The organism is Mycobacterium sp. IDUB_1 (assembly GCF_055419625.1).
The window spans coordinates 1,617,459-1,631,574 of sequence record NZ_JBVAYA010000001.1; the positions used below are offsets into that span (position 1 = coordinate 1,617,459).

Here is a 14,116-nt window from a genome sequence, read left to right on the forward strand (position 1 = left end):
GAGACAGATGATGGCACAACCATTTTCGATGGACATGAACGGCGTGTTCGACGCCGGCGCCTTCACCGGTGGCCTCGGCGGCCCGGGTCAAGGGGGGCACGCTGCCCAGACGGAGTGGTACAACCACTACGGCATGGACCTCGGCGCACCTGCGGGTACCGTCGTGTACGCAGCGTTCGACGCCCACATCACCCGGTACAACCCCCACAACCCGGCCGTCGACGGCACCGAGGCCAACGGCAGAGGGTATGGCGCCCAGCTGTTCATGCGCTCTCCCAACGACGGTATGGGCGGCTTCTACACCCACATCAGCGACGTGCCGGACGGGTTGGCCGTCGGTTCACAGATCTCGCGGGGCGACGTCCTTGGCACCGTGTACGAATTCGGTGGCATCTCACCCCATGTGCACATGGCGCTGGTCGAGATCGTGGGCGCCCTGGTGCCTGCGAACTACCACGGGGTGGACAGCCTGTACGAGCTGATGCAGAGTTTGACTGTCACGGACACCGCAACCGTCAATTTCAACCAGGACGGCACGGCGCCTGCGGTCGGTTAGCACCAGTCATCACGACATGAGGGGGCGCAGTGGCTGACAGCACCGGGGCGGCATTACTGCAGTTGTTGCGTAGCAGTCTGACTCAACTGTTGGCGGATGTGCTTGCCGAACTCGAGCGAACGGCAGGGCTGCCGGCGCTCGGGCCGGCGGGAGCAGACTGGGCGGACAGCGGTTTCGCCGAGCATCTACTGGAACCTCTCGTCGCTGACTCAGCCTCGAATCCGGTGACAGAACAGGTAATTTCGGCGATGCGAAAGCTTGCAGGCATCGCCGGTCCGGGAGCGATCGGCGGTCTTTTCGGTTGGGAACCCGACCCGGTCGGGCACACCGCAGACCGCGGTATCGCCTGCGCCGTGCGGATCACGACCGCCGGCGGTCAGGTGGCGGCGGCCCTTGTGGTCACCAAGGGCGGTGGCGGCGTACGCATCGACATCATCGCCAAGGGCGACATGATGGCATCCGAGCCGCTGGCCATCGACGACGCATGGTCCCTGGTCATCGGTGGCCATGCATCCGACGTGGTCGAGGTCCACCTGCCTGCGTCCGGTCGTGCCTCGGTGGCGCGCGGGTCGAACGGCGACACGATTCGGCTCAGCGTGGCCCGCGCGAGGTCGGCCCGGGGCACCGGTCCCGGCATCGACCTCGGTGACGTTGCGCTCACCGCTGCGCTGACACTAGATGGCGACACACCCAAACTCGTTGGGGGAATGCAAATCAGCTGTGGTGAGGTGCGTCTCACCCCCGGCGATCTCTCCGAACTGGTCCCCGCGCTGGCGCCTACACCCCTCGACGTCGCTCTCTCACTCTCCGACTCCACGGGTGTCGCCATCGCGGGCAGTCCGACGCTGTCGGTGCGACTGCCCACCGCTGCGTCGACCCCGGGACTCTCCGCCGGACCGCTCGATGTGGAGCTCATCCCGTCCCTCGAACAGCCGCCGGTGGTTCGGGTTCGGGTCACCTGCGCGATCGCCCTGGACTTGCCGGCCGCGCCGATCCATCTCGACGTCGCAGGCAACGGTTTCGAGCTCCCATTCCGACTGGGGGGTCCCTCGCTCGCCTTCGATGTGACCGATCTGGTGCCGCACAACCCGACGGGGGCCGGCGTCGGTCTGGATCTACCGATCGTCAAGGGTGCGGGTCAACTGAGCCGTATCGGCGATGCATTCACGGGCATGTTGTCGGTGGAGATGCCGCCGATGTCGGTAACGGCACTGGGTAGCCTCGATGTGCACACCGGAGCTTTCCTGGTCATCCTGGGCGCCGTCTTTCCTCCTCCTGGCATCCAGATCGGCTTCGGATTCGCCGTGACCGGTGTCGGCGGTATCGTCGGCGTCGGCAGGCGGATGGATCGGGATGCCCTGACCCGGGCGGTCCAGGACGGGACAGCCGGTTCGCTGCTGTTCCCCAGCGACCCGGCCAAAGCCGCTCGGGATGTCGTGCCGATGCTGGACCGGGTTTTCCCTCAGTCGCCCGGTTCGCTGATCGTCGGGCCGATGTTCCAGATCAGTTGGGGTGGAAGACTTGTCACCGGCTCGATAGCGCTGATACTCGAACTGCCCGATCCCGTCCGGATGTCCGTCATCGGTAAGCTCCTTCTGGCTGTGCCCTACCCGGAACTGCCCCTGATCAAGTTGCAGATCACCTTCTTCGGGCAGATCGACCCTTCGGTGCCCAGCCTGACGTTCCTGGCAAGTCTGACCGATTCGACCATCGCGGGCATCCCCGTCACCGGAGACATGTTCGTCCTCGTCCAAGGGGGCTCCGACGCCAACGTGGTCGTCTCCGCCGGAGGCTTCCATCCGCGATTCAACCGGCCGCCCGGCGTGCCCGCACTCAACCGCGTGGCGTTGACCTTGTCGTCGGGCCCCTTCTTGCAGTTGCGGTGCAGTGCCTACGTCGCCCTGACATCCAACACACTGCAATTCGGTGCACTGGCCGAGCTCGTGGCCGAGGTTGCCGGCTGCGGGCTACGCGGTCACCTGGGTTTCGATGTGCTGATCCAGTTTTCACCATTCCACTTCGTTGCCGAGATCTCGGCCGCCATCGCCGTCGAGGTGCTCGGCGAAACTCTCGTGGGAATCGCGCTGCGCCTGTCGCTGGAGGGTCCCGGGCGGTGGCGTGCCGTTGGCCGAGGCAGCATCGACCTGTTCCTGTTCAGCGCCTCGTTCGATTTCGACGAGTCCTGGGGCGGGTCGGACCCTGCGCTCGACATCGCGCCCGACGTCCGCGACATCCTCACCGCGGCACTGCTCAAACCAGAAGCCTGGCGGGCCTACGCGCCCGACCCGTCTGCGATGCCGGTGCAACTCACGACGTCGGCGGGAGCAGCGTTGGCGGACGGCCTTGTTCTGCACCCGCACGGCACGTTGTCGGTCCGGCAGAGTGACGTTCCACTCGGCATCGACATCGATCGCTTCAACCGCATCCCGATTCCGACGCAGCGCTGGGATCTGACCACCCCGGTTCTGGGGGACGGTCGTCCGGTGCCCGTCGCCGGTGAGGAGCGTGAGCAGTTCGCGCCAGCGGCATTCCTGACGATGACCGACGACGCACAGATCGGTCGCCCCGCGTTCGAGACGTTCAGAGCCGGGCTCACACTCGTGAGTGGGGAGATTGTGGTGGGGGAGGAGCGAGCCACCGACTTCGACTACGAGACCAAGGTGATCTCGGCACCGTTCGACGTCGCCGATCCCCTCGACGTGACGATCGGCGCCCTGGTCGACGCGGTGGAGGCTGCTGCCGGGACCGGGTTGGACCACCCGCGCTGGTGGCGTACCGACCGCGACGCCGTGACGGTGGCCAACTCGCCGACCTACGTCGTCGTCAACTCGTGGTCGCTGTCGGAGGCCCCCGATATTGCACAGCCTTCGCTCAACGCCACGGAGGTATACGAGGCGGCCGCCGCCGCGAGCATGGCGGACCCACGACTGCAGGTCGAGGTCGCCGAGGCATGGGAGCTGAGCACGCCGTGAGCACAATCCGATTTTCGTCATGGGCGCAGACGGCGGTGGGTCGGGCGATTGACACCTCCGACCGGCCCGGTGCGCTGCCCCCTGCCGGCTTCACGCCGGGCGTGACGCTGGTGGGTTCGTCCGGAGATCCCACACTGCTGAAGGTTCCCGGCGCGATGACGATGCTGGGGCCCGACAGCGTCGCCAGCCTCGACCCCCGCGCGGTGGTACGCACCGACCCGGCTGCGGGCGCAGCCGACGTCGAGGACAGCTACCTGGCATCGGTCGACCTGCGGCCAATCGAACTGCCGTGGTTGTTCACGCCGGCTAGGGCCGAGGGCGGCCGGTTGCGGCCGTGGATCGTGCTCGTTGTCGTCGAGGCCTCCAACAGCCGCTTGATTCCGGGCAGTCCCATGCCGACATTGAGCGTCGATGTCGACCAGCTTCCCGACCTGTCCGACTCGTGGGCCTGGGCGCATGTTCAGCGCGCCGCCGATCCCGCCGATCAGGTCGCCCGTCTGCTGTGCCCGCGTCGCTTACAGGAGACCACCCGCTACCGCGCGTGCATTGTGCCGGCGTTCACCTATTCGGCTGCTGCGCAATCGTATTCACCGTCATGGCAAATCGATCAAGCCAACGGTGTCAACGTGCCCGTCTACTACACCTGGGAATTCAGCACCGGCCAGCACGGTGATTTCGAGTATTTGGTCCGACGGCTCGGGCCGGCCTCCCCGGAGCGCGTCGAACACTTGGGTACGGTGTTCGTCGACGTCGAGAAACCGTGGCTGACCGACGACGCACTCGACGGTGCTCCGCACCCCGCCTTGTTCCCGGTTCCCGGTGTACTCGGGCAGCTCGCCAACGGTGGCATCGCTGCGCCCGCATTCGGGGCATCGGTGACTGCCGATTTCGCGAAGAGAATCTCCACGCAGTGCAATGCAGGCGGCGGGGAACCCGCTGACCCGGGCGCGGAGTTCGCCGCTGTCACACCCCCCATCTATGGCGGTCGCCATGTGGTCGTCAACACGATCGATCCGAGCGGTGCGGGCCTGCCTGACTGGGTACACGCGCTGAATACCGCCATCCCGGGCAGAATTGCCGCGGGCCTCGGGGCCGAATACGTTCGCGCCAACCAGGAGTCGTTGATGGCCCGAGCCTGGCAGCAAGTGGGCGCGATTCGCGAGGCGAACCGCCGCCGCGCGCTCGGGCAGCTCGCCGAGAACGTCGGTGCGGCTCTGCACCAAAAGCACGTCGCCAACCTCACCTTGGGCGAGGCGGTGTCGGTTGCGGCCCCGGTAGCGTCTCGCGTTCGCCCGTGGGGTCCGCCGGGTCCGTCGCTGGCCACCACGATCGAGGTGAGCGTGATGCCCACGGCCGTCGGTTCGACCGCGTTCGCCCGAATGATGCGGTCCGGCGGGCAGCTCGCCCGGGCAGCATCCGTGCACCCCGGGACGGTGATCGAACGTGCCATTTCCGGCGCTGTGCCCGTACCGTCGGCGCGACACGCGCCATCGTTCTCCGTGCCGGACGCCGACGCACCGGCGATCGCGAGCGCCGTCACGGCTGCGGCGGTGGACGCCCAACGCTCGATATCCGCCACCCGCGATTTGTTTCGTCTGCAGGCGATCTCGGACATCGCTCGCGTGATCGGACTGCACGACGTCGCCGCCTCGTTGACTGAAAGGCTGTCCGTCGTCGGAGTCGACGCCTCGGTGCTGCGCATCGGTGACTTCAGCACGCTGCGTGCGCAGGTGATGCCCCGACTGGGCGAGGTCACCGCAAGCGTCGCGACCATGCGGGCGCAACTCACACGGCCGACCGAAGCAGGCGGCGCGGTGACCAACAACGGAGTGCAACTGGACCCGAAGGCTCTGCGCGGCAACCTCGTCGACGCGTTGGCACCTGGGGGTCACGTCGCGCGTTCCATCGCCGCGCAGATCGCACTGCCCGACCGGATGGGTCCTCAAGTATCGCTGGATGCTCTGATGGATCATCCATCGTTTCCCGCTCCGATGGCACTGGCACTGCGCGACTTCGCCCCGAAGTGGTTTCTCCCGGGGCTCACCGATTTTCCCGCCGAATCGACGACTCTGCTGGGTGTCAACAACGCTTTCATCGAGTCGTTCCTGGTCGGCTTGGCCCACGAATTCAACCGCGAACTGCTCTGGCGCGAGTACCCGACGGACATGCGAGGCACGCCGTTCCGGCGGTTCTGGCCGACGCCGGACGCAGAGCCCCAGATCGATGAGATCGCCTCGTGGACAGGACCGCTGGGTGCTCATCTGACGCTGAAGGAGGACGCCATTGCGGTGCTCTTGGTGCGCGGCACGGTGGTGCGCCGATTCCCCTCGATGATCGTCGCTGCGGCTCCCGCTTTAGCCGGCGTCGACGGCGACCGGCCGGTCGCCAACACCGACACCGCGACGTGGCGCGCACCCTTGTTCGCCCTTCCGGTCGACGAGTCGACCGCGTTGTACGCATTCGAGATCCCACCCCAGGCGTTACGGACAACGCCCACCCCTGACACGCCGGGCTGGTTCTTTGCGTTCCAGGAGAACTCGACGCGCATCCGATTCGGCTTCGACATCGGTGACGCGGCGCCCGCCTTCGGCACCTGGGACGACCTCACCTGGGGTCGGGTACTGGCCGCGCTTCCCGAGAGCAACCGCGAGTTCGCCCGGGCTGGCGCGACGATGGCCGCACCCGGCAATCCGGGAGACAAACAGTGGAACCGGGACGCCGCCGACATCGCCAGGATCGCGCTGCAGAAGCCGTTCCGCATGCTGATCCACGCCTCGGAATTGGTGATCCACTCATGACCGGGCCGACCGCCACTCCCGCCGACCCTGAGGCCACGCTCGTCGCTCTGAACGCTGCCGGCATCGACTTCAGCGTTCCCCGAAGCGACCTGCTTGGGTGGCTGAACGACCCCGAGTTCACCGAGTACCCAGCGTTCGCTGCGGCGTTGCTGCAGCTGCTGAGCCCCCGACCATTGCAGCGCCCGGTCTTCATCGACGTGATCGTCGGCTTCTACGAGCAACTTCCCGGCGCGTCGACTCCACATCGCGTGGAGGACGTGAACACAGACTTGCTGAAGCGAGCCATTCTCGACGGATCCAACGAGCGCTACGGCGAGCAAGTAGCCGACTTCGAATCCCTCTGTACACCCTCGCAGAAGCCGTCCTCGAGCATGTCGGAACAACGCCGTGCGATCCGCGAAGCCCGCCGACAGCGCGAAGCAGCATGGCGCGCAAGCTACAATGCCCAGGCGCGGGCCGACGATCTGTTCAGGCGCACCCACTCCATTCCGGAGGACGTGGCGGCATCTGTGTTCGGTCAGCCCTACGTCACCGCTGCGGCTGAAGCTCAGAACGCGAAGGCCTTCGCGCACAATCAGGCAGCAGACGCCGAACGACACGTCGAAGACGTCGAAGCGACATGGAACACCGACGCTGCAGCGGAGCCCATCTGGGCAGACAACGGCGACCTACCGCTTCTGCTCATGCCTGTTCGCCTCGAGACTCTGTATCGGCCAGGTGAACTCGGCGCCGCCGAGCTGTGGATTCGGGTGTACCCCGACGACATCCACATCGACGGACATGAAACCGGGCTTACCCCAGCCGAACGCGCAGCAGCAGAGCAATATTGGAGTGCCGTCGAGATCCCGGCCGCCGACGAGAAAGCACGTGCCGCGGCATGGGCGGCTGTGGTGGCTGCCGTCGGGCCGGCGCGGGGTCTGTGGGCTGTGCAATCGCTGCGCCCCGGAGGACCCGGCGCTGAGAATCGCGACACGACGTGGACCCGTGCCCCACTCGTCCGCCTGATGCCTCGGCACTTCACGTTCTCGGCTTATCGGGAGGGTCGGCTGATGTGGCGGGTGGACGGCGAACCAGTACCCGACGAACTACCCGCCGGATTCGCCCCGCCGAAGATCGACCAGGACGACGACGGCAACCACCCGGCGGGAAAGGTGCCGTGGCAGCACGGCAGCCGGTGGCTTGTCGATTTCGATGAAGCTGTCAGGGTCGGTATGGGTGTACGAGTGCCGCTGCACGATCCCGATCTGCACTACGACCTCGTCACCGTGGTCGGCGTCGGAGCCGGCAACCCTGAGGACTCCGCCCGACACGTCGAGACGCTGCTCACTGCACATGATTACACCGACGGAATATCGATTCTCGGCGCAGGCACTCCCACCAACAACACGCCCGGTAGCAGATCGGGGTGGCAGTCGCGGTCTTCCCGTCCGTCACCCGACGAGCGAACCGCGGCGCAGAGCGCAGTGGCCGGAGCGGGACCGACCGCAGCGGCGCAGCGCGTCGCGACCGCGCTCGGCATCGACGGCGATGCAACGTTGGGGGTGATAGCGGGTGGGCTCGCCGATCCCGACGACCTCGCGCCCGCCGCGAATCGATTCCTGGGCGGCTTGTTCAGCGATCTCTCAGTGGATTGGCTGCCGGTGAGCGGGTCCTTCGGGAAGAACGCTCCCCCCGACCTGTCGTTTCTCGCCGACCACTTCTGCTCGTTCGTCCGCAGCCGCGGCCCGCTGCCGGTGCTGCGCGTCGGCCGCCAGCCCTACGGCATCCTGCCCGTGACACCGACCGATCTCTGGCGGGGGGAGGATGTCCACGAGGCGATCACCGCGGTCATGTCCTCGGTCCTGTCGTATGTCAAGGAGAACGTATCGAGGGCTCAGCGAGTGGGAACGGGCCGCGACCAGGACGCCGCCATCCTCGATCTGTTGAGCCGCCGCCCGGCATCGACCAGGGTGCGTTTCGCCTCGGAGCTACCGTCCAATTTCGCCCCCGAGAGCTCCCCGGCCGTCCCGCCGGCCACGGTAGGCATCGCCATGGCCGACATGGCCATGACGTTCTCGGCGCGCGGTCCGATCGGCGCGACGCCAACAGGTTTCGACTTCACCGCCGCCGTCGACCCCACGCCTGAGCTGTCGACCTTCACCGCAAGCCGTCCGCTGCAGCGTTACGCCGAGCTGATCGGCGATACCCAGGCGTGGCTGGCGTCCATCCCGGCGGGCAGTGATGTCCCCGCCGAATGGCCACCGGAGCTGGTCGCCAAGCTGAAAGCCGTCAACGACAGCTGCGGCCAGCTGGACGCAGCCACCAGCGGGGTCTTCTACCAGCTGGCGCTGCCACTCTTTCACGGCATGTGGTGGATCTCGCTCTTGTACGGGTTCCCGTCGCGAATGCCCGCCGACCACGAAATGCGTCCGATGGCAGAGGGTTTGGCCAAGGCCACGGCTGTCGCGTTGGACCTCGAAGGGATCGCTGTCGAACGACTCGGCGATCTCGAGCGCGCCCTGTGCGAAAGCCTCGACACCGTGACGCATCGCGTCGATGCGTGGGCCACCTCGCTGGCCACTGCCCGGTTGGCGCAGGTACGAACCGACCACCCCACTGGACTGCGTACCGGCGCCTACGGATGGGTGACCGATCTCGAACCGCTGTCACCGGGCAGCCGTGCACAGCGCGACGGCTACCTCATGACACCGTCCCTGCAGCACGCCACCACCGCGGCGGTACTGCGTGCGGGGTGCCTGGCGCACTCGGACCCGTCCGCGTTCGCGGTGAACCTGACGTCGGGCCGCGTCCGCATGGCGCTGCGCACCCTCGAAGGCATCAAGGCGGGGCAATCTCTGGACTATCTGCTCGGCTACCGTTTCGAGCGAGCCCTGCACGACCGCTCGATGGACCACCTCATTCCCGCGTTCCGCCAGATGTATCCGATGGCGCCGCAGGTGGATCCGTCGGCTGAGAACGCCGACGCGGCACAAGCCGCGGTGGCGGCCCGCAACGTCGTCGACGGGTTGGCGCTCAGCCGCGACTATTCGAGGTTCGACGCGGGAGATCCGACCGTATCGGTCGGAGCTGAACTTCCTGCGGTCACAGAAATCGTCGCCGACCTGGTCGCCACTTTCGACGCCGTCGGCGATCTGCTGCTCGCCGAGAGCGTGCATCACATCGTCGGGGGCAACCCGCTGCGAGCCGGGCTGGCTGCCGACGCGGCCAGTCGTGGCGAATTGCCTGACGACTTCGCTGCGATCTCGACTCCGCGAAGCGCGCACACCGTCTCCTACACATTCGGTGCGGTGCTCACTGACCAGTTCGACGCGGGTACCGGCTGGGGTGATGACAATGGTTTGGCGGCAGTCGAACCGGCTCTCGAGAATTGGTGTCGCGCCCGCCTGGGCCCCGCCGACGGGTGGGTGTTCAGTTGCCGTCGCAGCGACGGCACCGCGGTCACCGCGTCGCTGTCCGCGCTCGCGCCCGGAGCCCTCGAAACGGTGCGGACGACGGATTCCGGCAGTCAATCGACCTTCGCGCGTCGGCTTCTCACCGCCGCTGGCGCACTCGAGTTCACAGATGACGCCGGTGGTGCCGGTCGGTGGGATGAACTGGTCACTCTCACAGCGGCGCTGCGGACTCTGATTGCCGCCGGATCACCCCTTCTGGCTTCACATTTCGATCCTGTAGCTGATCCATGGGTTGCGGCTGACCTCGACGAGATGGCACAGCGGATCACCGCCTGGAGCGCACGCGTACATCAGGCGACGGAGATGCTCGCACAGGATTTGGTTGACCCCGTTGGGCTGAAGACGGCCATCGCGGAGCTGATCGGCTGCGGACTGGCCGTGCCCGCCGACACCGATCTGACCGACACCGAACAGTTGACCCGCCTCGCCCCCGGCCTTGCCGCGGTCGTCGCGGGCGCAAAGATGCCCCCCAGTTGCCCGGTACCACCTTCTGGCGCGAGGCGGGATTCAACGAGCACCCTGGCGTGGATCAGTGCCGCGGCCGCCCCGCTGACCGCGCTGACCGGAGGCGGTTTCCCTCTCCTGCCGCGACTCACCTTGGCCGGCAGCGGAATCGATGTACTCCTGGACCCGCAGAATCGGCCCGGCGGTGCCGAGGGTGACGATCTCGCTGATTGGGTCCGCGACATCGGCCGCGTTCGACCCACCGTCCGATCCGCCGACGATGCGCTGGCCGCCGGCGAGCTGATCGCGGGCGGGGCCGCCCCGAACTTCGTTGTCACCCAGGCCCCTGCCGCGTCCGCCTCATCCTGGATAGGGACCCACCGCGGCGACGCGCGGGCCTCGACCGTGCTGACTCTCGATCGCGGGCCCGTCGGATCGACCCTCACCGGCCTCGTCTTCGACATGTGGTGGGAGGTGCTCCCGCGTGAGGGACGCGAACACGGCACCGCAGAGGAGGTCGCGGGGGTCGCCTTCCACACCGCCCGCCCGGACGCGCGGGCACCGCAGGCCATCCTGCTGGCCGTCCCGCCGGATCGCGGCCGCGGCTGGCACATCGAGGATGTGCACGGCGCCGTCGAGGAAGCTCTTGAACTCGCCCAAGTGCGCGGCATGGATCTCGGTGATCTGCCGGAGCTGCGCGCAATGATGCCGCCGACCTTCGAGGGTGGCATTTTCACGACTGGCCCGCTGGGCTGAGGAGGGTACGTGACCGTTCGCTTCGAACCGCTTCCCCGCGACCCGGGAGTCGACGACGGCGTCGCCGCACGGGTGCACGACCCACTGTGGTTTCTCTGTAGACAGTGGCAGTTCGGTGAGTTCCGAGGGGAGGACGCGGGGTCGATCGCCATGGTCGACGTCGGGGTCGATACCCATCGGTTGGACAGATGGCGCGACGGCGCCGATGGTGACTGGCAGCCCTACGACCCATCGGCCGCCCCGCTCGAGCGCATGGTCGAAGAGGAACGTGCAGACCCGGGTGCAGACCCGCGGCTCCGTTCCGAAGGTGGTGTGCGGCTGGCTCGTCTACTGGCCGCCGCCGGGATCGAGCCCGCTGCGTGGACTGAGCGGTACGCCTTCCAGGACGAGGTGCCCGAACGCGCTGCCCGCGGTCTGAATCACCTGTTGCGGAACAGGATCGGCGACGGAGGGCGTATCGCCGACGGTCTTGGGCGGCTGCTTGACCCGGCGACCACTGCGACCGAGGCTGCGGCCCTGGGACTGCCGACCGATCGCCTGGCTGCGGCCCACACGGCGGCCACTGACTGGCTGGGGTGGTGGAATGCCCGCGTCCCGGCCTCCGCCCCGGCCGCCGAGCGGATGCCCGCGTCCTGGAACGATCACCGCTTGGAACACGGATTCTCCGTTGGAGCAACGGGTTTGCCGGGCGTCGAGCTGCGGGCTACGGAGTACGACGGTGGCATCCTGGACTGGTGGTCGATGGACGTCGTCGCCCCTGACGTGCCGCTGGGAGCTGGCTCCGATCCGCAGCACCTGGAGCTGACCGGAATTCCCGCGCCTGCCGGCTTCGGCGCGATGCCGTCGTCGCGGTTCTGGGAGATGGAGGACGCCGCGATCGATCTCGGGGCAATCGATGCCGCCCCGCACGATCTGGGCCGGTTGCTGATGGTCGGCTACGCGACCGTGTACGGCAACGACTGGTACGTGGTACCGCTGCGACTCCCGATCGGAACGCTCTGCTGTATCGACACATTCGTGCTCACGAACGTGTTCGGAATTCCCGAGACGGTCGGACCGGCGGGAGTGGACGACCCGAACTTCAACCTGTTCGGCCTGACGGATCGGCGGGAAATCAGCGGCGCGAATCCGTGGTTCCTCCTCGCTCCCGCGCTGCCCGGATCGTTGGAGAGCGCCCCCATCGAGCACGTCCTGATCGCCCGCGACGAGATGGCCAATCTGGCCTGGGCGATCGAGCAGCGCATCGAGGACGACGCTGGAGTGCCCTACGATCGTTACGAGGTCATGACCCGGCCGCCCACCGCGAACCCCGGCAGCACACCCGCGTATCACGTCGACAGCTTCGTCCCCGAGTATTGGTATCCCCTTGTCCCCGAACACATCGACGTGGATCGGGAGGCAACCCGGCTGCGCCTTGTTCCACTTTCCCGGCGCGAGGCAGGCGACGTCCACGGAGTCACCGAGGTGTTGCCGTTCGGCAGCATCCTGGAGGCTGCGCGCGGAGCACAGCATTTCTGGCTGAACGAGGAGGAGGTTCCACGCGCGGGCGTCGATGTGATCCGATCGCACCAGCGAGCCCGTTGGCACGACGGATCGGTGCACATCTGGACCACCAGACGCAAGGGCACCGGCGCCGGAGAATCTTCGAGCGGGCTGCGCTTCGACACAGTGACAGGAGCGTGACATGACCCATGCCGGTCGGATGGCTACGTCGACCTGGTTCATCACGGATACCGGCTCCATGGCTCGCGTCGACGTCGTTGACGGCGACGCGACCTGGACGGGACCGCTCGACATCGGTGAGATGTTTCCGGCGTTGAGCGTCATGGGCGTGTACGGGAAAGCGTTCCCGCATCTCCATGACATCTATCTCGGCAGGGTCGTCGACGTCCAGCAGACCAGTACCAACGAAGCGGTGTTCACCATCGGCATCCAGCTGTACTTCGCGGACGGGCGCCCGGGCGGCACCACCCGCTCTGTGCGACTCGACATGGCGACCGGTCAGGTTCTGGAGTATCCGGCCACCTTCGCATCGAGCTTCAAGGGCGAGGGATGGCGGCGGTACCACATCTGGCCTGGCGAGGCCTGGGAGAGTCGCAATGTCATCACCAAGGAGCTTCTAGCGCACCACAACTGGGCTGATCGTGTGTTCACGCTGCCTAACGGCGAATTGACCGCGATACCCGCGAACAGCATCTTCGCCGGGATCGATCGAGGCAAGCTGTATGTCAAGACCGACGACACCTCGTTCTCCTATCGAGTCTTCGACCTCGACAACCTCACCTGCGACGGTGTGCTGAGGGGTGTGCCGACCACGCTCACCGCGCCCACCGGATTCACCGAGGCGTTCGTCATGGACGCCGACCCCGACTCGTGGCGCGCATGCCGGCCGGCGCCGGAGTTCGATCGACCGCTGCTGATGGCGATCAACTCGGCGGCGCACGACGCCGGTGTCGATGTTGACGTCCTGCTCCGAGTGATGTACGCCGAGAGCGGCTTACGCACCACGGCTTACCATCCGGCAGGCCGGTACGGTCTGCTGCAGCTGACTGCCGCTCAGCTGACGGTCGCCGGGTGGACCAAGACGCCGCAGGAGTATCTCGACTGCGGGGCCGACCAGCTGACGGTGATCGCCGCGCATCTCAAAACGCTCGGCCTGCCGTCGGAGACCGACGAGGCCGGTCTGTGGCTGTGCGTCATGCTGGGCCGGACGTACACCGCTGAAGACCTGGCAGGGCCGGTGGCGTCCGCTGCGGGCCCCCGACCAGAACTGTGGGCCAGCCATGGAGTCGCCGACGTCGACGGGGACGGGGTTCTCACCGTCGATGACGTGATGAAGTACATCCGATCAATTCGCCATGACGCTCGCTTCGAGGATGTCCTCGAGCGCATGCATCAGCTGTCGGCAGTCGTTCCGAGCTGGGCGAATCTCACGGAGATCAATGAGGGCGACGACATGGGAATGCTGAGCCCGAGCGCGGCGTCGCTCGGGCTGCTCGTCGACCTCTCCTTCGACCAGAACAACCCGAATTTCCAAGATCAGCAGGTGGAGTCGATCGACCCCGCCCCGGGCACGTTGCAGCGGCTGGTGGATCCGGTGCGAGTCACCGTCAACACCGTGGGTCTGTAGCCGAGCGG

At 66.9% G+C, this 14,116-nt stretch carries 6 protein-coding genes; all 6 read left to right on the forward strand.

Going from position 1 to position 14,116, the window contains the following annotated elements; all coding sequences use genetic code 11:
- Nucleotides 1-10 precede the first annotated feature (10 nt).
- Genes ACZYYX_RS08345 through ACZYYX_RS08370 form a run of 6 tightly spaced genes read left to right on the forward strand, consistent with a single transcriptional unit; the run spans nt 11 to nt 14,108 of the window.
- Nucleotides 11-556, forward strand: a complete 546-nt coding sequence (locus ACZYYX_RS08345; protein WP_463813951.1) for a peptidoglycan DD-metalloendopeptidase family protein — start codon at nt 11-13, stop codon at nt 554-556.
- A 29-nt stretch (nt 557-585) separates the two neighbouring features.
- The gene (locus ACZYYX_RS08350) at nt 586-3,528 is read left to right on the forward strand and encodes a DUF6603 domain-containing protein (RefSeq protein ID WP_463813952.1); all 2,943 of its coding nucleotides are present in this window, start codon (nt 586-588) and stop codon (nt 3,526-3,528) included.
- Nucleotides 3,525-6,326 (forward strand): proline dehydrogenase family protein, encoded by a 2,802-nt coding sequence (locus tag ACZYYX_RS08355; protein ID WP_463813953.1) that lies wholly within the window; start codon nt 3,525-3,527, stop codon nt 6,324-6,326. The genes ACZYYX_RS08350 and ACZYYX_RS08355 overlap by 4 nt, the downstream gene beginning before the upstream one ends.
- Nucleotides 6,323-10,978 (forward strand): hypothetical protein, encoded by a 4,656-nt coding sequence (locus tag ACZYYX_RS08360; RefSeq protein ID WP_463813954.1) that lies wholly within the window; start codon nt 6,323-6,325, stop codon nt 10,976-10,978. Before ACZYYX_RS08355 ends, ACZYYX_RS08360 begins: the two co-directional genes overlap by 4 nt.
- A gap of 9 nt (nt 10,979-10,987) precedes the next feature.
- Nucleotides 10,988-12,661 carry a hypothetical protein gene (locus tag ACZYYX_RS08365; RefSeq protein WP_463813955.1) on the forward strand — a complete coding sequence of 558 codons (1,674 nt, stop codon included), beginning with the start codon at nt 10,988-10,990 and terminating at the stop codon, nt 12,659-12,661.
- A 1-nt stretch (nt 12,662) separates the two neighbouring features.
- On the forward strand, nt 12,663-14,108 hold the full coding sequence (locus ACZYYX_RS08370) for a transglycosylase SLT domain-containing protein (RefSeq protein WP_463813956.1): 1,446 nt from the start codon (nt 12,663-12,665) through the stop codon (nt 14,106-14,108).
- Nucleotides 14,109-14,116 lie beyond the last annotated feature (8 nt).